General features: G+C 73.1%; 17 protein-coding genes. 16 read left to right on the top strand and 1 reads right to left on the bottom strand.

The genetic code is table 11. The features are described 5' to 3' along the window. The first annotated feature begins 134 nt into the window (after positions 1–134). From RV986_RS14050 to RV986_RS13995, 12 genes are all read left to right on the top strand, one after another. Entirely contained in the window at positions 135–2,267 is a 2,133-nt protein-coding gene (locus tag RV986_RS14050) for a DUF8189 domain-containing protein (protein ID WP_475917721.1), read from the top strand. A 219-nt stretch (positions 2,268–2,486) separates the two neighbouring features. Further along, entirely contained in the window at positions 2,487–3,779 is a 1,293-nt protein-coding gene (locus RV986_RS14045) for an ABC transporter substrate-binding protein (RefSeq protein WP_475917720.1), read from the top strand. 2 nt (positions 3,780–3,781) lie between these two features. Continuing rightward, positions 3,782–4,678, top strand: coding sequence for a carbohydrate ABC transporter permease (locus tag RV986_RS14040; protein ID WP_475924277.1), 897 nt, complete (start codon positions 3,782–3,784; stop codon positions 4,676–4,678). After that, a complete protein-coding gene (locus RV986_RS14035; protein ID WP_475917719.1) occupies positions 4,678–5,601 on the top strand; it encodes a carbohydrate ABC transporter permease in 924 nt (307 codons plus the stop codon). The genes RV986_RS14040 and RV986_RS14035 overlap by 1 nt, the downstream gene beginning before the upstream one ends. Then, positions 5,598–7,709 (top strand): alpha-galactosidase, encoded by a 2,112-nt coding sequence (locus RV986_RS14030; protein WP_475917718.1) that lies wholly within the window; start codon positions 5,598–5,600, stop codon positions 7,707–7,709. The genes RV986_RS14035 and RV986_RS14030 overlap by 4 nt, the downstream gene beginning before the upstream one ends. Positions 7,710–7,791: 82 nt before the next feature. Then, positions 7,792–8,550 (top strand): SDR family NAD(P)-dependent oxidoreductase, encoded by a 759-nt coding sequence (locus RV986_RS14025; protein ID WP_475917717.1) that lies wholly within the window; start codon positions 7,792–7,794, stop codon positions 8,548–8,550. A 49-nt stretch (positions 8,551–8,599) separates the two neighbouring features. Then, complete coding sequence (locus RV986_RS14020; protein WP_475917716.1) at positions 8,600–9,361, top strand: FadR/GntR family transcriptional regulator; 762 nt, start codon at positions 8,600–8,602, stop codon at positions 9,359–9,361. After that, positions 9,358–10,503: a galactonate dehydratase gene (gene dgoD, locus RV986_RS14015; RefSeq protein WP_475917715.1), complete on the top strand. Its 1,146-nt coding sequence runs from the start codon at positions 9,358–9,360 to the stop codon at positions 10,501–10,503. Before RV986_RS14020 ends, dgoD begins: the two co-directional genes overlap by 4 nt. Further along, the gene (locus tag RV986_RS14010; protein ID WP_475917714.1) at positions 10,497–11,294 is read left to right on the top strand and encodes a hypothetical protein; all 798 of its coding nucleotides are present in this window, start codon (positions 10,497–10,499) and stop codon (positions 11,292–11,294) included. The genes dgoD and RV986_RS14010 overlap by 7 nt, the downstream gene beginning before the upstream one ends. A gap of 26 nt (positions 11,295–11,320) precedes the next feature. Beyond that, positions 11,321–11,956 carry a bifunctional 4-hydroxy-2-oxoglutarate aldolase/2-dehydro-3-deoxy-phosphogluconate aldolase gene (locus RV986_RS14005; RefSeq protein ID WP_475917713.1) on the top strand — a complete coding sequence of 212 codons (636 nt, stop codon included), beginning with the start codon at positions 11,321–11,323 and terminating at the stop codon, positions 11,954–11,956. Beyond that, a complete protein-coding gene (locus RV986_RS14000) occupies positions 11,953–12,894 on the top strand; it encodes an SMP-30/gluconolactonase/LRE family protein (protein ID WP_475917712.1) in 942 nt (313 codons plus the stop codon). The genes RV986_RS14005 and RV986_RS14000 overlap by 4 nt, the downstream gene beginning before the upstream one ends. Before the next feature lie 10 nt (positions 12,895–12,904). Next, positions 12,905–13,882, top strand: coding sequence for a sugar kinase (locus tag RV986_RS13995; protein WP_475917711.1), 978 nt, complete (start codon positions 12,905–12,907; stop codon positions 13,880–13,882). Between the two features lie 230 nt (positions 13,883–14,112). Here the strand turns inward: RV986_RS13995 and RV986_RS13990 are convergent, their stop codons facing one another. Next, positions 14,113–14,349 (bottom strand): hypothetical protein, encoded by a 237-nt coding sequence (locus tag RV986_RS13990; protein ID WP_475924732.1) that lies wholly within the window; start codon positions 14,347–14,349, stop codon positions 14,113–14,115. A 157-nt stretch (positions 14,350–14,506) separates the two neighbouring features. On the opposite strand from RV986_RS13990, the gene RV986_RS13985 reads away from it, so the two are divergent. From RV986_RS13985 to RV986_RS13970, 4 genes are all read left to right on the top strand, one after another. Continuing rightward, positions 14,507–16,117: a DUF4192 domain-containing protein gene (locus tag RV986_RS13985; protein WP_475917710.1), complete on the top strand. Its 1,611-nt coding sequence runs from the start codon at positions 14,507–14,509 to the stop codon at positions 16,115–16,117. Between the two features lie 761 nt (positions 16,118–16,878). After that, on the top strand, positions 16,879–18,894 hold the full coding sequence (locus RV986_RS13980) for a glycogen debranching N-terminal domain-containing protein (RefSeq protein ID WP_475924276.1): 2,016 nt from the start codon (positions 16,879–16,881) through the stop codon (positions 18,892–18,894). A gap of 131 nt (positions 18,895–19,025) precedes the next feature. After that, on the top strand, positions 19,026–19,784 hold the full coding sequence (locus tag RV986_RS13975) for an NUDIX hydrolase (RefSeq protein WP_475917709.1): 759 nt from the start codon (positions 19,026–19,028) through the stop codon (positions 19,782–19,784). A 111-nt stretch (positions 19,785–19,895) separates the two neighbouring features. Next, entirely contained in the window at positions 19,896–21,842 is a 1,947-nt protein-coding gene (locus RV986_RS13970) for an ABC transporter ATP-binding protein (protein ID WP_475917708.1), read from the top strand. The last annotated feature ends 145 nt before the right edge of the window (positions 21,843–21,987 follow it).

The raw sequence follows: 21,987 nt of genomic DNA, 5'->3' as shown, positions 1-21,987 counted from the left end.
GATCCCGTTTTTAAGTTAATTAGCAATTAATATTGACAGTCCTGGGGGGTCCCGCCACAGTTTCCGCCGTGGCACCGGCGCCCGGCACGAGTGGAGCGCTGTGCCCAGAGCACCCCAACTCTCAGGAGACTTCAGTGGCTTCACATCGTGCGGGGACGGCGCGACTGCGGCGGACCGCGACGGCGCTAGGTGCCGTGGTGCTGGTCGGGTCGGCGGTTCCGGCGGCGCAGGCCGCGGACGACCAGGGCGCGCCGCAGTACTACGACAGCGGCCTCGCCCCCACGCCGTACATGGGATGGAACACCTACTACGGGCTCGGCGCCCCGACGGAGGACCAGGTCAGAAAGGTCGCCGACTACCTCGTCAGCAGCGGGCTGCGCGACAGTGGCTACAACATCGTCTGGCTGGACGGCGGTTGGCAGGCGGACCAGCCGCGCGACCCGCGGACGGGCCGGCTCGTGGCCAACCCCACCCGCTTCCCCTCCGGCATCCCCGCGCTGGTGACGTACCTTCACAAGCGGGGCCTCAAGGCCGGCATCTACACCGACGCGGGTGAGTACGACGGCGGCAAGTGGTGCGGCCTGGGCAGCCGCGGCCACTACGACGAGGACGCCCGCCAGTTCGCCGGATGGAAGGTCGACGCGATCAAGGTCGACTTCCTCTGTGGCATCGGCGCCGGGCTCGACCCGGGCCCGGCCTTCAAGGAGTTCAGCGACGCCGTCGCCAAGTCCGGGCGGAGGATGCTGCTCAACCTGTGCAACCCGCTCACCGACGACTGGGGCATGCCGCACACCCCCGAGCAGGACGCGCACAACACCTTCGTCTACGGCCCGACGGCCGCCGACTCCTGGCGCACCGGCACCGACATCGCCTGGGGCACCCCGACCGCGGGGGAGTGGCCGAACATCCTGCGCAACATGGATGCCAACGCCTGGCATCCCGAGGCTCAGGGGCCGGGTCACTGGAACGACCCCGACTACCTCATCCCGATGCGCAAACTCGCCGAGGGCGGCTACGAGCTGACGGAGGAGGAGTCCACCACGCAGTTCACGATGTGGGCCGAGATGGCCTCCCCGCTCGTGCTCGGCAGTGACCCGCGCACCCTGCCGCAGTCGATGATCGACACCCTGCGCAACCCCGAGATCATCGCCGTGAACCAGGACCCGCTGGGCATCCAGGGCGCCCGCGTGGCGACCGACTCGGTCGGCGACGTCTACAGCAAGGTGCTGAAGGGCGAGGGCAGGCGGGCGGTCGTCCTGCTCAACCGTTCCGACCAGGCGCAGGACCGCACGGTGACCTTCGCGGACGCCGGTCTCGCGGGCAAGGTCGCGGTGCGCGACCTGCGGGCCCGCACCTCGCGCGGCTCCTTCACCGGCTCGTACACGGTGCGCGTCCCCGCGCACGGCACGGCCTTCCTCAAGCTGACCGGCACCGACGACGCCCCGGGCGCGCAGCTGCCCGGCCGCTCCTCGGCGAGCCCGGCGCTGGTGCGCGACGGCGACGACCTGACCGTCTTCACCCGCGGTACGGACGGTGCGCTGCGCGCGCGGACCGCGCGCGGCGGTGACTGGTCCACGTCCCGGACCACGGATCTGGGCGGCCCGACGCACGGCCGCGTCCTGGGCCAGCCCGCGGCGTACGCCTCGGCCGGCGGACGGATCGACGTCTTCGTGCGCGGCACCGACGACACCGCCTACCGGCGCGTCTACGCGAACGGGCACTGGGGCCGCTGGCAGAGCCTGGGCGGCACGCTGACGGACGCCCCGACCGCGGCCTTCGCGGGTCCGGACGACTGGACGCTCTTCGGCCGCGGCGCCGACGGCAAGCTGTGGTCCCGCGGCCCGGCCTCCGGCTGGACCTCGCTGGGCACCCCGCAGGACCGGCCGTTCCACGGACGCCCGTCGGCCGTCGTCGACGACGCCGGGCGGCTGCACGTGGCCGTGCGCACCGCCGACGACTCGGTGTGGTGGCGGTCCCGTGACACCTCCGGCACCTGGTCGGACTGGACGGCCCTGGGCGGCACGACCAGCGGCAGTCCGACGCTGGTGGCCTCCGGCGGCACGGTGCACCTGTACGCCCGCGCCGGTGACTACACGCTCTGGACGCGCAGCTGGACCGCGTCCGGCGGCTGGGCCGGCTGGAGCAAGAACGACGATTTCGTCAGCGGTGCCTTCGACGGCGCTCTCGGTGCCGTCGCCGGACCGGACGGCGGCGTGCTGGCCGCCTTCCGCGGAGTGGACGGCCGCGTCCACCAGACCGAGCTCTGAGCTCCACGCGCTCGCTCCGCCTCACCCCGCTCCATCTGGTTTGACACAACAGGTGTGCTTCCGGGCCCTGTTCGGCCCGGAAGCACACCCTCCGAAAAATAAATTAGTAATTAATCTTGACGCTGTCCGGACCCCTGCGACAGGCTGTGCCCGCCGCACCCAGAGCCGGGCCGTCAGGGGGCCTCAGCTCCGTTCCGTGGGCACATAGGGAGTGCACAGATGACCGCCTTCAACGCCACCCGCCGCAGATTCCTCGTAGGAACAGGCGCAGCCGGCGCCGGCGCGCTGCTCAGCGGCTGCGTCACCCAGAGCCCGTCCGCCTCCGGAGGAAAGTCCGGCGGCCCGGTGACCCTGCAGTCCAACCTCTCCTCCCCGCAGGCCAAGACCGCGATGCAGGCGATCGTCGCCGCCTTCGACAAGCGCGGCGACGCCAAGGCGCAGCTCAACACCGTCGCGTCGGAGACCTTCCGCACCCAGCTGCCGACCTACCTCACCTCGGCCAACCCGCCGGACGCCTACACCTGGTACCCCGGCTCCGTCGCCGAGTCGTACGCCAAGAAGGACCTGCTCCTCGGCCTCGACGACATATGGGAGAAGCCCGAGCTCGCCGGCTACTCCGACGCGCTGAAGAAGCTGTGCACCTCGGCCTCCAGCGGCAAGAAGGTCTTCGTGCCCACCAGCTACTACTGGTGGGGCATGTTCTACCGGAAGTCGAACTTCGCCAAGTGGGGCGTCAAGGAGCCCAAGACCTGGGACGAGTTCCTCGACCTGTGCGACAAGCTCAAGAGCAAGGGCGTCGCCCCGATCGGCCTCGGCGCCGGCGGCGACACACCCTGGGTCGCCTCCGCCTGGTTCGACTACCTCGACATCCGGGTCAACGGCGCCGCGTACCACCGCGAACTCCTCGCGGGCAAGCACCGCTTCGACGACCCCGAGGTCCGCAAGGTCTTCGACAAGTGGGACGAGGCCCGCCCGTACTTCGACCCCAACGGCACGGCCATCCCCTTCCAGGACGCCACCACCTCCCTCCTCCAGGGCCGCACCGGCATGATGCTCATCGGCACCTTCTTCGCCGACGCCGCTCCCAAGGACGCCCTGAGCGACCTGGACTTCTTCCAGTTCCCCATCATCGACCCGAAGGTGCCGGTCGCCGAGGAGGCGCCCACCGACGGCTTCTTCGCCAGCGCCCGCACCAAGCGCGCCGACGGCGTCAAGGAGCTGCTGCGCTACCTGGCCACCGCCGAGTCGCAGGAGCTCTACCTCAAGAGCGGCTCCGGCACCACGCTGCCCACGCACCCCGACGCCAAGGACGCCGGCACCTCGCTGGTCCTCAAGGGCCGCAAGCTCATCGAGGGCGCCGCCGACCTGACGCAGTTCTTCAACCGCGACTCCAGCGACGCCCTCCAGCCGACCGCCGACACCGCGCTGGTGCACTACCTGGCCAAGCCCAAGCAGGTCGGCTCCATCCTCACCACGTGGCAGCGCAGCGCACAGAAGATCTGGAGCCAGTGACAATGGCGCTGATCGGCTCCGCACGACGGTCCAGGGCCACCCGGGTGCCCCCGGTGGTCCTGGCCTTCGTCCTCGTCCCGCTGCTCGCCGAGGCGTTCTGGGTCTTCTGGCCGGCCCTCCAGGGCTTCTACCTCTCCCTGACCTCCTGGGACGGCCTGGGGGCTCCGGAGTTCGTCGGCCTCGGCAACTTCAGCGAGATGCTGCACGACGCGGTCTTCCGCACCGCCGCGATCAACACGGTGCTGTGGCTGCTGCTCTTCGGCGGGCTCTCCGCCGCCCTCGGGCTCGGTGCCGCGCTGCTGCTCCAGCAGGAGCGGCGCGGCATCGGGTTCTACCGGGCGGCGCTCTTCCTGCCGGTGGTCTTCTCGCTGGTCGCCACCGCCCTGGTGTGGCAGGCCATGTACCAGCCGGACGGCCTGATCAACAACGTACTGGAGGCCATCGGTCTCGGCGGCTGGAAGCACGCCTGGCTCGCCGACCAGGACACCGCCTTCTACGCGGTGATCGTGCCCGCGCTGTGGCGTCAGGTCGGCTACGTGATGGTGCTGTACCTGGCCGGCCTCAAGGGCATCGACCCCGTGTTGTACGAGGCGGCCAAGGTCGACGGCGCTACCCGCCTGCAGCAGTTCCGGCACATCACCCTGCCGCAGCTGCGCGGCGTCAACGCGGTCGTCCTGTCGGTGATCGTCATCGACTCGCTGCGCTCGTTCGACGTGGTGTGGGCGCTCACCCGCGGCGGCCCGTACCACTCCTCCGAACTGCTGAGCACCTACATGTACTCCACCGCGTTCCAGTCCCTGCGGCTGGGATACGGCTCCGCGCTCGCCGTCGTCATCTTCGTGCTGGCCTTCGGCGTCATCGCGAGCTACCTCGTGCGGGCCTTCCGGGAGGCCGACTGATGACCGCCACCGACGCCACCGCGCACGTCAAGGACGCCGAGGGCCCGGCGGGCCGGGCCGGGCCCGCCAAGGTCGTGGCGCCCCGCCGCCCCGTCCTGAGCGGCCGCGCCCTGCGCACCACCGGCTTCCACCTCACCGCCGGCCTGATGTCCGTGCTGTGGCTGCTGCCGATCGTCCTCGTGCTGGTCACCAGCACCCGGACGTTCGACGACATCGCCGCGCACGGCGTCGGCAGCCGGCCGCACTCGTTCACCTTCGACAGCTTCCGCCAGGCGTGGGTGGACGGCGGCCAGCAGCGCGCCCTCATCAACAGCATGCTGGTCACCATCCCCACCGTGCTGCTCTCGCTCGGCCTCGCCTCCATGGCGGCCTTCGCGCTCAGCCGCTACGACCTGCCCTTCCGGCGCGTCCTGCTGCTGATCATGCTCGGCGGCAACCTGCTGCCCCCGCAGATCCTGCTGATCCCGGTCTCCAAGCTCAGCGAAGTGCTCGGCATCTACGACCAGTTGTACGCCCTGATCGGCGTGCAGGTCGGCTTCGGCGTCGGCTTCTACGTCTTCGTCCTGCACGGCTTCATGCGGGCGATCCCCGGCGAGATCCAGCAGGCCGCCGTCATCGACGGCGCGAACCCGTGGCAGATCTACTGGCGGATCATCCTGCCGCTGGCCCGCCCGGCGCTGGCCGCGCTGACCGCCCTGTCGTTCACCTGGATCTTCAACGACCTGCTGTGGGCCATCACGGTGCTGCGCACCGACACCCAGATGCCCATCACCGCCTCCCTCATCGGGCTGCAGGGCCAGTACGTGTCCATGTGGAACGTGATCGCGGCCGGCTCGGTGATCGCCGCCGCCCCGACGGTGGCCGTCTTCCTCCGCTTCCAGCGCCACTTCGTGGCCGGACTGAACCTCGGAGCCGTCAAGTGACCGCGCACGACCGGTGGCTGCTGCGCACCGAGACCACCACCTACGCCGTCACCCTCGGCGGCGACGGCCGCTGGGCCGAGCTCGCCGCCTGGGGTCCCCACGGCGTCGAGGACGGGCCGTCGCCCATGGACTGGTCGCGGCGCACCCACTTCATCACCCCCGCCGACGCGGCCCCGGCCGAGTACATCCCGTACGGGCTGCGGCCGTTCACCGGCGCCGACCTGGTCGCCTCCCGCCCCGGCGGCGACCGCGGCAGCTGGTGGCGGTTCACCGGCGCCACGCAGGACGGTGACCGGGCGCTGCGCCTGGAGTTCGCCGACGACGTCCTCGGAGTGCGTACGACGCTCCGCTACGAGACGGTGCCCGGCACGGACGTCGTCCTGCGCTGGACGGAGCTGACCTGCACCGGCGAGACCGAGGTGCGCCTGGAGCGCTTCGACTCCGCCGCCGTCAACGTGCCCGTCCAGGGCGGCGCGCGGCTGACGTACCTGGCCGGACAGTGGTCCCAGGAGTTCCAGCTCAAGGACGTGGAACTGGAGCGCGGGCGCTTCGAGATGGAGAGCACGCAGGGCTCGGCCGGGCATGCGTACCACCCGTGGCTCGCGATCCAGGACGCCGCGGCCCCCGCCGAGGGCGCCACCCCCACGTACGGCATCGCCCTGGAGTGGTCCGGTAACTGGCGGATCACCGCCGACGCCGAGCCCGGCGGCGCCGTACGGGTGCGCGCCGGCCGCGTGCCCCACGAGGGCGCGGTCCGCCTCGCCCCCGGGGCCACCCTCGTCACACCCCGGCTGGCCTGCGCCTTCAGCCCGGACGGGCTCGACGGGCTGGCCCGCGTGTGGCACCGCTACGAGCGGCACCTCACCGGCGGGCGCATCGACCGGCCGCGCAAGGTCCTCTACAACTCGTGGGAGGCGACCGGCTTCGACGTCGACGCCGCCGGGCAGCTGGAGCTCGCCAGGACGGCCGCGGAGCTGGGCGCCGAACTCTTCGTCGTCGACGACGGCTGGTTCACCGGACGTCCCGACGACACCGGCGGCCTCGGCGACTGGGACCCGGACCCGGCCGAATTCCCCGGCGGGTTCGACCGGTTCGTCGAGGACGTCCGCGCCCTCGGCATGGACTTCGGGCTGTGGGTGGAGCCCGAGGGCATCAGCCCCCGCTCCAGGCTCTACGCCGAGCACCCCGAGTGGGTGTACCGGATCGAGGGCCGGCCCGCGACGCTCGTACGCAACCAGCTCCTGCTCGACCTCGGCCGCGAGGACGTCCAGGACTTCGTCATCGGCACGCTCGACCGGCTGCTCGGCTCGTACGCCATCAGCTACCTCAAGTGGGACATGAACCGGCCGCCCACCGAGCGCGGCCGCCCCGGCCACCCGGCCGGTCCCGACCCCGAGCTCCAGGACCTCGACGCCGCCCATGTCGCCGGCTACCTCCGCGTCCTGGACCACCTGCGCAGCGCCCACCCGCACGTCACCGTCGAGGGCTGCGCCGGCGGCGGCGCCCGCGTCGAGCACGCCACCCTCGCCCGCACCGACGTCATGTGGCCCAGCGACAACACCGCGCCCATGGACCGGCTGCGCATCCAGTACGGCTACCTCCACGCGCACGCCCCGCACACCATGAGCTCCTGGGTCACCGACGCCCCCGGCCTCTTCGACCCGCGCCCCCGCTCCCTCGCCTTCCGGTTCGTCAACTCCATCGCCGGAGTCCTGGGCATCGGCGCCGACATACGCCACTGGACACCGCAGCAGCGTGCCGAGGCCACCGAGTGGATCGCCCGCTACAAGGAGATCCGCGACATCGTCCACCACGGCGAGGTCCACCTGCTGGGCAGCCCCGCCGACCCGACCTGCGGCATCCAGTACGAGGAACCGGGCGGTGCCCGCCTGGTGGTGACGGCCTGGAACACCGGCCCGCTCGACGGCGCGCCCCTGGTACCCGGCCGGGCCGCCCGGCTCCGGCTGCGCGGCCTGAGGCCGGACGCCGTCTACACCGACACCGCGACCGGCACCCGCCACAGCGGCGCGTACCTGCTCCACTCGGGGCTGCCGTTCACCTGGACCGCCGGGCACGACGCGGAGTTGACCGTCCTGGCCCGGCAGTGACGACAGCGGAAGAATCTGCACCCCACCTGACTCGCGAACATCTGTACCCCACCTCCCTCTCGAACAGGAGACGATCCACCTCATGAACGCAGCCGCCCGCTTCACCAACCGCGTCGCCGTCGTCACCGGCGCCGCGTCGGGCATCGGCGCGGCCACTGCGGCACGCCTCGCCGCGGAGGGCGCGGCCGTCGTCCTGGTCGACCTCGCCGCCGAACGCGGCGAGGAGACCGCCGAGCGGTTGCGCAAGGACGGGGCCCGGACCCTCTTCGTCGCCGCCGATGTCGCGAGCGAGGACGACTGGCAGCGGGTGATCACCGCCGCCCACAGCTTCGGGCCCGTGGGCGTCCTGGTCAGCAACGCGTACACCGTGGCGGTCGCGCCGGCCCACGAGACCAGCCTCGCCTCCTGGGAACGGCAGCTCTCGGTCAACCTCACCGGCGCCTTCCTCGGCGTCAAGGCGACACTGCCCGATCTGCGCGAGCACCAGGGAGCCGTGGTGCTCGTCTCCTCCGTCCACGCCCACCGGGGGATCCCCGGCCACCCGGCGTACGCGGCGAGCAAGGGCGCGCTGCTGTCGCTGTGCGGCCAGCTCGCCGTCGAGTACGGACCCGAGGTCCGCGTCAACGCCGTGCTGCCGGGACCGATCCTGACCGCCGCCTGGGACCGGGTCCCGCAGGCCGACCGTGAGCTCAGCGTCGCCCAGACCGCGGCCCGTCGCTTCGGCACCCCCGAGGAAGTCGCCGCCGCCGTCGCCTTCCTCGCCGCCGACGAAGCCTCCTACATCACCGGATCGAGCCTGCTCGTGGACGGCGGCTGGAGCGTCACCAAGGCCTCCGCCTGACGGAACCGACCGCTCCAGCCACCGACCGACCAGCAAGAAAGGCAAACACATGACGCCATACGCGCGCCGCGGAGTGCACGGCCAGACCGTGGAGACCCTCGCCCGCCGGGTGCTCAGCGGTGAGATCCCCGAGGGAGCGACGCTCGACATGGCGGCCCTGCAGAGCGAACTGGACGTCAGCCTGACGGCCCTGCGCGAATCGCTCAAGGTGCTCGCGGCCAAGGGCATGGTCGACGCCCGGCAGAAGCGCGGCACCTTCGTCCGGCCCCGCTCCGACTGGAACCTGCTCGACGCCGACGTACTGCGCTGGCAGTTCTCCGAGAGCAACGGCACCGGCGCCGACCCCGCGCTGCTCCGCAACCTCGGCGAGGTCCGCCGCATCATCGAACCCGCCGCCGTGCGGCTGGCCGCGGCCCGCCGCACCGACGCCGACCTCAAGGCACTGGAGGCGGCACTGACCGCGATGGGCCAGGAGGGCGGCGCGAGCGACGCCGTCGAGGCCGACCTCGCCTTCCACCGGGCGCTGCTCGCGGCCACCCACAACGAACTGCTGGAACGCATGGAAATGGTCATCGAGTCGGGCCTGGCCCAGCGCGACCAGCTCGTGCACAGCGCCCCCCACAGCGAGGACCCGGTCCCCAGCCACCGAGCCGTCCTCGACGCCGTGCGCGACCGGGACTCGGATGCGGCGGAACACGCCATGCGCGCCCTGCTCGACCAGGCGACGCGCGACCTCGACAAGCTCAGCGGCCCGTCCGTGCCCGAGGGCGCGGACGGCTCCGCCGAGGAGAAGGACGGCCAGTCACAGTGAAGATCGCGCGCGTCGAGACCTTCCTCGTCCCGCCCCGTTGGCTGTTCTGCCGCATCGAGACCGACGACGGCGTCGTCGGCTGGGGCGAACCGGTGGTGGAGGGCCGGGCCGAGGTGGTCAGGTCGGCCGTCGAGGTGCTGGCGGAGTACCTGGTGGGCCAGGACCCGCTGCGCATCCAGGACCACTGGCAGGTGCTCAGCAAGGGCGGCTTCTACCGGGGCGGCCCGGTCCTCTCCAGCGCCGTCGCCGGCATCGACCAGGCCCTGTGGGACATCGCGGGCCGCGCCCTCGGGGTGCCGGTGCACACCCTGCTCGGCGGCCCGGTCCGCGACACCGTCCGGGTGTACGCCTGGGTCGGCGGCGACGAACCCGCGCGGCTCAAGGAGGAGGTCACCGCCCAGGTGGAGGCCGGCTTCACCGCCGTCAAGATGAACGCCGCCGGGCGCACCCCACCGATCGGCAGCCCCGCCGAGACGGCTGCCGTCGTCGAGCGCGTGGCGGCCGCCCGCGAGGCCCTGGGCCCGCACCGCGACGTCGCCGTCGACTTCCACGGCCGCTTCAGCGCCGCCAACGCGCGGCGCGTGCTCCACGAGATGGCCCCGCTGCACCCGCTGTTCGTCGAGGAGCCCGTCCTGCCCGAGCAGGCGCACCTGCTGCCCGGCCTGGTCGCCGCCTCGTCCGTGCCGCTGGCCACCGGCGAACGGCTCTACGGGCGGGCCGACTTCCTCCCGGTGCTGACCGCGGGCGTCGCCGTGGCCCAGCCGGACCTGTCGCACGCCGGCGGGATATCGGAGGTCACCCGGATCGCCTCGCTCGCCGAGACCTTCGGGGCCCACCTGGCGCCGCACTGCCCGCTCGGTCCCATCGCGCTGGCCGCCAGCCTCCAGGTCGCCTTCGCCACGCCCAACTTCCTGATCCAGGAGCAGAGCCGGGGCATCCACTACAACAAGGACGCCGACCTGCTGTCCTACCTGGTCGACACCGAGCCCTTCCGCTTCGTCGACGGCCAGGCGCACCGCACCGGACTGCCCGGACTCGGCATCGCCGTCGACGAGGACGCGGTCCGCGCCGCCGACCGGTCCGGCCACGTCTGGCGCAACCCCGTCTGGCGGCACGCCGACGGCTCCTTCGCCGAATGGTGAGCGCCACGCGACTGCCCGTCCGCGTCGCCACCGACCCGGAACACGGCGGACGCTGGACGTCGCTGACCGCGGGCGGCCGCGAGTGGCTGTGGCACCGCGACGAGCCCCGCCGCCGTACGGTCCGGCCCGGTGACCCCTTTGTCGACGCCGGCGGCCTGGAGGAGTGCGTGCCCACCGTGCGCGGGCTGCCCGACCACGGGGACGCCTGGTCGCGGCCCTGGCGGAGGGCGGGGGAGGAGGACGTCGCGGAGTGCCCCGACTTCCGCCTGACCCGGCGTGTCGTCGAGCGAGGGGACGCGGTCGTCGCCGACTACACGCTCGCCGCCGAGCCCGGCTACCGCTTCGTGTGGGCCGCGCACGCCCTGCTGGACCTCTCCCCGGCCGCCCGGATCGGCGTCGTCGGACCGGCGGTGACCCGGCTCTACCCGGACGAGGGCGACCGCTGGGTCGCCGGCACCTGGCCCAGCGTCGACGGCGTACCGCTGGACCGGCTCGGGCCGGACGACGGAAGCGCCGTCGGAGCGGTCGTCCTCACCTCCCGGGTGTCCGTGCACGACGGCGCCGACACGCTGCACCTGTCCGTCGAGGCCGAGGGTCAGCCGGTCGCGGTCGCCCTCTGGCGCAACCTCGGCGGCTTCCCCCGTGGAGCGCCGTACCGCTCGACCGGCGTCGAGCCGATGCTCGGCCGCGTCTTCGACCGCGCCGCGGCGGACGACGGCGACACCGCCGTCGTGCCGCCGACCGGCGAGGTCGCCTGGCGGCTCACCGCCACCGCGACCCGCCGCCCCTGAACCCCCATCACCAGAACGGATGTCGGATGAACCTGCTCGCCGCGCTGCGCTCCCACCGGCTGCTCGCCATCGTCCGCGGCAGCGACCCGGACGCCGCGCTGACCACCGTGCTCACCCTCGCCGAGGAGGGCGTCACCCTCATCGAGGTCTCCCTCTCCGGGCGCGACGCGCTCGACGTCATCGCGCGGGCCCGCGCCGTGCTCGGCCCCGACGCGACACTCGGCGCCGGAACCGTGCTCAGCTCCGACGACGCCCGTGCCGCCCAGAAGGCCGGGGCCGCCTTCCTCGTCACCCCGGCCGTCAGCGACGGCATCGCCACCGGGCGGGAACTCGGACTCCCCGTGCTCGCCGGAGTGATGACGCCCACCGACATCCTCCAGGCACGGCGGCTCGGCGCCGACGCCCTCAAGCTCTTTCCGGCGGGCAGCGCCGGGGGCCCCGGCTATCTGCGGGACCTGCGCGGACCCTTCCCGGACCAGCCCTTCGTACCCGTCGGGGGAGTGGACGCGGCGGCGGCCGCCGACTACCTGCGCGAGGGAGCCACGGCCGTCGGCGTCGGATCGCCCCTGATCGGCGACGCCGCCGAGGGCGGCGACCTCACCGCCCTGCGCGAGCGCGCCCGCGCCTTCCTGGACGTCGTCCGCGCGGGGGCCCGCCCGTGACCGCCCCCGCGGTCCTGGGGACCGACCGCCTCGAACTGGGCGAGGGCATCCGCTGGACCGACGGCCGCGCCGTGCTGACCGACATCCTCACCGGCCGGCTGCTCAGCGCTTCCGAAGACCCTGCCGCGCCGCTCACCCTGATCGCCCAACTGCCGTGCCCGCTGGGCGCGGTGGCACCGGTGGAGGGACGCCCCGGCCACTGGATCGCGGCGGCCGGCACCGGCATCTGCCGCATCGACCCCGCGGGCCGCGCCGACTGGATCGCGCGCCCCGAGGACGGCGCACCCGTGCCGATGCGGATGAACGACGGTGTCGCCGACCCGTACGGCCGCTTCTGGGCAGGCAGCATGGCGTACGAGGCCACCGAGGACGCGGGCTCCCTCTACCGCCTGGACCGCGACGGCCGTGTCACCCGCGTCCTGCGGGACGTCACGATCCCCAACGGCCCGGCCTTCAGCGCCGACGGCACCGTCATGTACCTCGCCGACAGCGCCCGGGGCGTCATCCGCCGCTACCCGGTCGACCCCGTGAGCGGCGACCCGGGCACCCCCGAACCCTTCGTCACCCTCGGCTCCGGCAGCCCCGACGGCATGACCACCGACATCGAGGGCTGCCTGTGGACCGCCGTCTGGGGCACCGGGCAGGTCCACCGCTACCGCCCCGACGGCAGCCTCGACCGGATCGTCGGCCTGCCCGCCGGGCAGCCAGCGGGACTCTGCCTCGGCGGCCCCGACGGCCGTACGCTCCTTGTCACCAGCGCGCACATCGGCCTCCCCGCCCCGGGACCCCTCGACGGCGCCGTCTTCGCGGTCCGGGTGGACGTCCCCGGCGTCCCGGCCGCTCCGTACCGTCCGTCGGTCTCTTCCGCCTCGGCCGCCCCATGCTGCCCGGCGGTCTCCTCCGCCGAGGCCCCGGCGGACCGCGCCGACACACCCTAGGAAGCCCACCATGAGCACCCACCGGCCACTGCGCCCCGGCCCCGTGGTCTGCGTCGGCGAGACCATGGCCGCCCTCGCCCCCGACCCTCTCGGGCCGTTGGACGGCGCCGACCTGCTGCGCGTCGACATCGCGGGCGCAGAGTCGAACGTCGCCCTCTACCTCGCCGACCACGGCATTCCCGCCCGCTGGGTCTCCGCGGTCGGCGACGACCCCTTCGGCCGCCGCGTCCGCGCCCGGATCGCCGCGGGCGGCGTCGACGTCAGCGGCGTCCGCACCGACCCGGAGCGGCCCACCGGACTGCTGTTCAAGGACCCGGGCGCGCACGGCACCCGGGTCCACTACCATCGCGCCGGATCCGCCGCCTCGGCCCTCACCCCCGACGTGCTCGACGACCCGGCGGTGGCGGACGCCGCGCTCGTCCACCTCAGCGGCATCACCCCCGCCCTGTCGCCCGGCTGCCGCGCCCTCGTCGAACACGCGCTGCGCCCCGACCGCCCGTGGCCCGTCAGCTTCGACGTCAACCACCGCCCCGCCCTGTGGGCCGGCCGCTCCGCCGCCGATGTGCTGCGGCCGCTCGCGGACCGGGCCGACATCGTCCTCGTCGGCCTCGATGAGGCCCAGGCCCTGTGGGGGGACGGGATCACTGACGCCGAACATGTCCGCGACCTCCTGCCCGGCCCGCGCGTCCTCGTCGTGAAGGACGGGGACCGCGCCGCCACCGCCTTCGTCGGGGCTGCCGCCCACAGCGTGGCCGCCCTGACCGTGCGCGTCGCCGAACCGGTCGGCGCCGGCGACGCCTTCGCCGCCGGATTCCTCAGCGGCCTGCTGCGGCGACTTCCTGTGGACCGCGCTCTGCGGCTGGGCCATCTGACCGCGGCCTCGGCCCTGAAGGTCGCCGCCGACCACGGCCCGCTGCCGGACCCGGCCCTCGTCGCGGCGCTCCTGGACGCCGACGAGGAGACCTGGCGGGCCGCCGTGATCGACTGATTCCTCCGGAGGGGACCGTCCGGAGTGCCTGCTCCCGCAGAGTGACGTGTCGCGGCGGACCGCCGGTTGCCGTGCGCCCCATGGACAGGGCCGATCTCACGCTCCACGGCGAGGAGTTCACCGCCGATTGTGGATGCCGATACATCATCCGGCCTGGTCAAGCGGCATGTTGATGCGTGTGGAGGGTCCCGCCGAGTCGGTCTCGTCGGCCTGCCTCCAGGTGTGGGAACTCAGGGCTGCTCGGTGCGGCCCGTGGTCACGACCTTGAGGACGGCGTCGATCAGCCGCCGTCGAAGGCGGCGGTGAACTTGGAGTCGCGGTCGCGGATGAGGACCTTGGCGCCCTGCCCGCGTTCTTGACTCGATGGCGCGCCACTGATCTCCGCGCAGCCGGGCCTCGCCCGCGGGGGCGCCGACGAGGCGGGCGAGTACGGCATCCGCCGCGATGTGCGGGTCTTCGCTGGTCACGGGTCCTGGGTCTTCGTTGCGCATGGCCCCATGCAACCCGACGGGTCGGACATCGCGCGAACGAGCCCGCCACCTTGTGGACAACTCATGTCGTGGTCATGGTCGGGGTTATCCACAGGCCGAAGCGGGATTTCGAGATCCGCGGGATGGTCACGACATGACGAATCACAGCGAAGCGGCCGGCACATCCGGCGACAGTGACATCAGCGGGTGCGGGCGGCACGGGGAAGAGGGCGTGGGCGGTCCGCGTGGAGGAGACGGCGTGCGGGGCGGGCGTGGGGGAGATGGTGTGTGCGGAGGGCACGACGGCGGCGGTGAGGGTGGTGGGCTGCGGGGACAACCGGGGAGGCCCGAGCACGCGGGGCATGAGCTGCCCGGCGAGCACCAGGTCACCCTGCGTACGCCCGCCGAGCTGGCCGACGCCCTGCCGTACCTGCTCGGATATCGGCCGGAGGACAGCATCGTGCTGGTCGCCCTCCACGACGGGGAGAGGCGTGGCCGCTTCGGCGGAAGGGCGCGGCTCGGCATCCCCGTCCACGCGGACGACTGGCCCTCCGCGGCCGAACAACTGGCGCAGGGACTGGTGAAGGGCAGCGAGCGCAGAGGTGCCCGGCCCGAGAGCATGGTCGCCTACCTCTGCCAGGAACCGGGCACCGGAGAGGCGGGACGGGACGTCACGGAACGTCTGCGGCCACTCGCACAGCTACTGCGGACGGCCTGCGGTCGTCTCGACGTCCCCGTGGTCGAAGCCCTCTGCATCTCCGACGGCCGCTTCTGGTCGTACTGCTGCCCGAGCCCGCAGTGCTGTTCGCCCGAGGGAGAGGCGATGGGGTTGCCCGGCACCTCGGTCCTCGCCGCCGCCGCGACCTACGCGGGGCTGCAAGTGCGCGGATCGCTGAGGGAATTCACGGCCCGGCTCACTCCGTGGGAGGGCGCGGCCGCATGCGAGCAGGAGGCCGCGCTCGACACGGCGAGCATGGCCCTGGTCCCCAGGATCCTGGACGACGAGAGCCGCGCGGTGGTGGCTGAGGAAGCCCTCGAACTGGCCAGGCAGCTGATGAAGCGGCTCGCCGACGCCCCACCCGTGTCCGGTGTCCGCCCGGCAGACCTTCGCGACGACGGACTCCTGGAGCACGACGAGGCCGCCACCCTGATCCTCGGACTGCAGGACCGCACGACCCGTGACCGCGCCGCCGAGTGGATGGAGGGCGACGAGGCCGCCCCGGCCCTGCGCCTGTGGCGAGCCCTGGCCCGCCGCTGCGTCGGCCCCTACGGCGAGCACGCCGCGGCACCCCTCACCCTCGTCGGGTGGGTCGCCTGGTCGACCGGCGACGAACTGGAGGCACGGGAAGCCCTGGCCATGGCACTCGGCGCCGATTCCGACTATCTCTTCGCCCGTCTCCTGCACCAGGCGTGCAACGAGGGCCTGGACCCGGAGTCGATCCGCCGCTGCCTGCGCTCGGAGCGCACCGGCCGCACAGAAGCGGGGGCGGAACAGCTCTCGGCGGCCGATCGCCCGGCGTCCCTCGATGTCTCCGAGCCGCCCGGCACCGTGACCCGTCGTCGACGCAGGGCGCGCTCGGCAGGAAGCGGAGGAGGCGGGCGTCCGAGCCATCGCTCCCCCGGGACGAGCGGTCCCCGCCGACGCCGGCCCGCCGACGAGGCCTCGCCTGCCGGGGAGGGATCCGGGCGCGCGCCCGAGGGAGCGAGCGGTCGGCCGAGGGTCCGCCGCGAGGGCGGTCGGCGCGGGACGGAAGGGGACACGTGAACGTCGGGAGCGGGGTGGGCCGACGGTTATCGGTTCGAGTGAGGAGCTGGCCCCCTTGGCACGGGGGTTCTTGGTACCGGCTGATGCGGGGGTTCTTGGTACCGGGTTTCGTTCCGTGTGATGCCCCGATGGGTCTTCGCCCCCGCGGTATCGGTGACGAACCATGTATCTGCCGAACAGGAAACGGACCATGCGTCCCGCGCGCCCAGACCATGGCCTTCTCGCCGCTGCCGCCCAGGCCGGCGGACGCTGCGGCCACCGTGCGGTGGGCGCACCGGATTCCCGCTGAGCCATGGGATTCCCGCTTGCCATGGGCGGGCGCCCACCGCACTCCCGCCGTGTCAAGGGCGAGCTGCGCTCCCACGACGGCCTTTGGTGAACGGCGCGGGCCTTCACGCCCCAGCGCCGAAGCCCTTCCGCGCCCGGACCGTCCCACAGCCGCCCGCGTCACGCCCCGTCGGCCACCTCACCGCCATTCGGTCGGCTTACCCGGCCCAGGGCGTGACCCGGAGCAGGGCCGTTCCGTTCACCTGTGTGGCGGTACCCGTGACCGGGCCGCGCCGCCGAACGCCCCTGACCCTCCGGGGCCCCCAACCCGGCGCCGAGCGCGCCCCAGGCGCACCGAGCGCGGAGGAACCCCCATGACCTTGCCCCACCTGTCCTCCGATCCCGACGGCGACCTCCCCCCGGCGCGCAGGTCCGCGCAGCCCTTCACACGTCGAACCGGTTCGCCGCCCCCGTTCGCCACAGTGGAGAGCGCTCTGAGCCCCTTCGCGGCAACGGGCGGTCCGGCAGCACGCCAAGCGCCGCTTCCCGGGCCGCGCCGGACCACGGACCTGCCGCCGGTACACACCGCGCTGATCTGCGTCGCCCTGCCGGGACTGGCGATCTCCACGGAGCAGGGACAGCTGACCGGCCGTGGCCTGGAGGGCTTCTACCGAGGGGGCCGGCGGATGCTGTCCCGCTGCCAGGTGCGGGTGGCAGGGCGCGAACCGCTCGCCGTGCAGGCCCGGATGGTAGCGGCCGACCGAGCCCGTTTCGTGGGCACGGTGCGTGCCACCGCAGACGGCGGCCCGGATCCGGACGTGATCGTGGAACGAACGCGTTACGCGGACGGCACGGAGCGGATCACCCTGCAGAGCGCGGCCCCCCGCACCCTGCGCCTGCCCCTTGAGGTCTCCCTCGGCACGGATCTCGCGGAGCTGGGCTCGGTCGCCTCGGGCCGAGCCGGGCCGGAACTGTCCGCCAGCGTCCACGACTCGGGCCTGCGATGGTCCTGCGCCGCGGGGAACGCGGCCGTCACCGCCGATCCGCCGCCCTCCGACGCCCTGGCCTCCGCGGGACTGCTCCGCTGGGAGCTCGAACTGCCGCCCGGCGGCACCCGAAGCGTGGAGCTGCGGGTACGGCCGGACGGCGCCGGGCCTCCCAGAGCCGTGGGACGCGGCGCGACGAGCCCGTTCGCCCAGGCCCGGGCCACGGGCGACGACCCCAGGGTCCAGCCGCTCCTGCAGACCTGCGTCGAGGATCTCCAGGCCCTGCTGCTGCGCGATCCCGGACACCCGTCGGACATACACCTCGCGGCCGGGGCGCCGTGGCGCTGCGGCCTGGCCCCGGCCGAGGCGCTGGTCGCGGCCAGGATGACGTTGCCGCTCGGCACCCGGCTCGCCGCGGGCACGCTGCGGACTCTCGCCCGCACCCAGATCATGGGCCCGGGACCGCGGTCCGGCCTCATCCCCGGACCGCGCCGGGACGCGGGCCCGCACCTCCCACCGGGCTGCACGGCCACCGAAGCGACGCTGCTGTTCCCCGTGCTTCTCGCGGAAGCCCGGCGCTGGGGGCTCGCGGAGCAGGAGACCGAGGAGCTGCTGCCCGCGGCCGAGCGGTGCCTCGCATGGCTGCGGACGACCGTCGGCGACGGCACCTACGTGCCCGACCCGCACCCCGGCGGGCCGTTCCGCTGCGAGACGCAGGCGCACGCCCATCGTGCGGCGCTGCTGGGCGCCGATCTGCTCGACGCCCACGGCCGGCCGGGTGGCGCGGGGCTGTCGCAGTGGGCCAAGGAGATGCGGACCGCGTTCCGGGCGGACTTCTGGGCCGAAGACCGGGCAGGCGGCAGACCGGCGGCCGCCCGGGCCCCGGACGGGCGCCTCGTGCCGCACCTCGGTGCGGGCACCGTCCACCTCCTCGACACGGGACTGCTCGGCTCCGGCGTGTTGGCCCCCGGCCTGCTCGACAAGGTGCAGACCGAGCAACTCGCGCGGCTGCTCGGTGGCCCGGCCATGGACTCGGGGTGGGGGCTGCGCAGCCTGGGCGCCAAAGAGGCGGGCTACAACCCCTTCGGCCACCGTAGTGGCGCGGTACGCGTACAGGAGACCGCGACCGCCGTCGTGGGGCTGGTGGCCGCGGGCTACGAGAGGGAAGCGAGCGCGCTGCTGCGCGGACTGCTGTCGGCGGCCGAGACCTTCGGGCACCGGCTGCCCGAGATGTACGCGGGCGAGCAGCGAACGGGAAGCGGCGCTCCGCTCCCGCATCCCGCGGCCTGCCGCCCGGCGGCCACGGCCGCGGCCGCCGGGGTGCAGATCCTCACCGCCCTCGCGGGGATCCGCCCCGACGCACCGGCGCGGACCGTGACCCTGCGTCCGGTCGGCAGCGCGCCGCTGGGCGAGATCGGACTGACGGGGCTGCGGATCGCCGGCGCCCCCTTCTCCGTACGCGTCAGCAGACTCGGCCTCGCCATGGTGGAGGAGGCGGCCGACGGGCTGCAGTTGGGAGTGTGACCTTGTGGGACGTGTCCCCGGAAGGAGACTGGCGGCAGCCTGTGAGATCCGTGTGGGACGGAAGTGGATCAACGGTGGAAGCGACAGGCGAAGGGCGTGTTTATCGTCAGGCAGACGACTATGATCGCGGCATGCCCTACGACCCGTCGGCCTTCCCGCCCTTTGCCGTGACCGTGGACCTGGTCGTGCTGACCGTGCGTCGCCATGCCCTGTGCGCGCTGGCGGTACGGCGGGGTGAGCAGCCGTTCCAGGGGCGGTGGGCACTCCCGGGCGGCTTCGTACGGCCCGACGAGGACTTGGCGCAGGCGGCCGCGCGCGAACTGGTCGAGGAGACCGGGCTGCGCGCCCACGACCCGTCCGCCCCGGCACAGGACAACGGCGCGCACCTGGAACAGCTGGCGACCTACGGAGACCCCAAGCGCGACCCCCGGATGCGGGTGGTCAGCGTCGCCCATCTGGCGCTGGCCCCCGACCTGCCCGCGCCCAGGGCCGGAGGTGACGCCAAGAGCGCGCGCTGGGCACCGGTGGAGGAGTTGCTGCAACAGGGCGGCTACGGCCGCGACGGCGAGCAGGCGGCGCCCCTCGCCTTCGACCACGCGACGATCCTCTCGGACGGCGTGGAGCGCGCCCGCTCCAAGATCGAGTATTCGTCGTTGGCCACTGCCTTCTGCCCGACCGAATTCACCGTCGGCGAGCTGCGCCGGGTGTACGAGGCGGTGTGGGGGGTGGCACTCGACCCGCGCAACTTCCACCGCAAGGTGACGGGCACACCGGGCTTCCTCGTGCCGACGGGTGGCACGACCACACGCCAGGGCGGCCGGCCCGCACAGCTGTTCCGTGCCGGTGGTGCCACGTTGCTCAATCCGCCCATGCTGCGCCCCGAGGTCTGACGAGGGCGGACCGGTTCCGAGGGGGAGCCGTCCGGTGAGAGAACAGAGGCCCGGCCGAGATGAGCCTCATGGTGCCCGAAAAACCGGAAATGTCGCGCTATCTTGCTGTGAGTGATCCAGGCCATCGGATTGACCAGCAGCCCGCGCAAGGAGCTTCCGCCCGCCGTCGACGACGTGTCCTTCGAGGCGCGCGAAGGCCGTGTCACAGCGCTCCTCGGAGCCCGGGGCGCGGGGAAGACGACAGCGCTCAGGCTCATGCTCGAACTCCAGCAGGGCCGCGGAATCACCTACTTCAGAGGCCGCCCGCTGCACCGGATCCCGCATCCGTCGCGTGAAGTCGGCGTGCTTCTGGGCGAGGTGCCCGGCCATCCCGCGCGTACGGTCCGCGGGCAGCTGCGCATGTTGTGCGCCGCCGCCGGTGTGCCGGTGCGGCGCGCCGACGAAGTGCTCGAAGTGGTCGGGCTCGTCAGCCTGCGCGACGAACGACTGGGCACGCTCTCGCGCGGCATGGACCGCCGCCTCGGCCTGGCCTGCGCCCTGCTGACCGGTCCGCACAGCCTCGTCCTCGACGATCCCGCGGACGGGCTCTCCGCCCGGGAGGGCCGATGGCTGCACGGGATCCTGCGCACGCACGCGGCGCAGGGCGGCACCGTGCTGTTCAGCACGGACGATCCCAAGGAGGCCGCTCGGAGGGCCGACCGCGTCATCACCCTGGAGCAGGGCCGGCTCGTCGCCGACCAGGCGGCCGTGGACTTCGCCCGTACCCGGCTCCGCCCCAGGGTGGCCGTCCAAAGCCCGTACGTCGCCCGCCTGGGCGCTCTGCTCGCTCAGGAGGCCCGCACCGCACAGCGGTCCGTCGAGGTCGTTCGTGAGGACGGCAACCGGCTTTCGGTGTACGGCAGCACGTGTGCGGAGGTCGGCGAGACCGCCTTCCGGCACGGCATCCTCGTACACCAACTCGCCGACGAGACCGGGGACATGGGGCCACGTTCCGCACGGCCCGCCGATGGCGGCGTACCCGAGAACGACGGACCTGCGCACGACGCACCTGTGCGCGACACACCTGCGCACGACACACCTGTGCATGGCACGCCCGAGATCGACGGGCCCCCGGACGACGCACACGCGGTCGACGGGCCCTCGGACGACACACGCGTGGACGACACACATGCGGTCGACGGGTGCGCGGCCGATGGGCCGGGCCCGGCCGGGCCGCGGGCGCGCCCTGGTGGTTCGCCGGCCGCGGAGGCGCTGCCCCCGCTCCCGCCCCCCATCGCCGTACGCCCGGCCCCGAGCCCGCTGCGTCCGTTGCGCTACGAACTGCGGCGTGCCACCGGAGTCGGCACCGGCTACCTCACGACGGCCGCCGTTCTCGTCACCTCTGCCCTCCTGTCCGTACTCCTGGCCCGAATCGGTCACACACCACAGGCGCGCCTCCTGGCCGCCTGGCCGCAGGAATGCCCCCTGCCGCCCGCGGCGCTCGGCGCGGGACTGCTCGGGGCGCTGGCCTTCGGCGAGGAGTTCCGCCACCCCGCCCTGGCCGCGGACCGCGGCACCGTCCCCCGCCGCCTGGGACTGCTCGCCGCCAAACTCCTCGTCGCCTCGGCCACCGCGCTGATGCTGGCCTTCCTCACGGTGGGCTGCGACCTCGAAATGCTCTATCTCGTCTACGGACGGGAGCTCATCGGAGTTCCCGCCGACTGGCTTTCCCTGAGTGCGGGTTGGATCGGTCTCATGGTGGGCTGCGCCTGGGCCGGTGTGCTGGCGGCGGGCATCTTCCGGTCCACCACCGCCGGGCTCGCGGCGGTGCTGGCCGTCCCGATCGTCGTCGTACCGCTCGTACAAAAGGCCTTGGCGGGACCGTCCGTACGGACGGCGGTCGGGTTTCCGGAGCGGCTGCGCGAGCTCGTGCTGATGCGGTGGCCGTTCGGGGGAGAACACTATCTGGCGGCCGGGGCGCGGCTGATCGCCCAACCCGTGGGCGGCGCACTGATGTTGTCGCTGGCCGCTCTGCTCTGCGCATATCTGCTCACCACCCTGCGGAGCAGGGCCCGATGACGACCGTCCGTACCCTTCCGTTCCCGCCATGCGCACAACTCCCCGGAGAACGGCCATTTCTTTCCGATAAGGCGTCAATTGCGACGGGGTGAGCGATCACCCTTTCGTGTGCTTTTCACCAAAGACCTCAAGGGAGTTGGAGACA

Source organism: Streptomyces sp. RLA012 (genome assembly GCF_056270325.1).
This window is presented reverse-complemented; position numbering and strand designations above follow the sequence as displayed.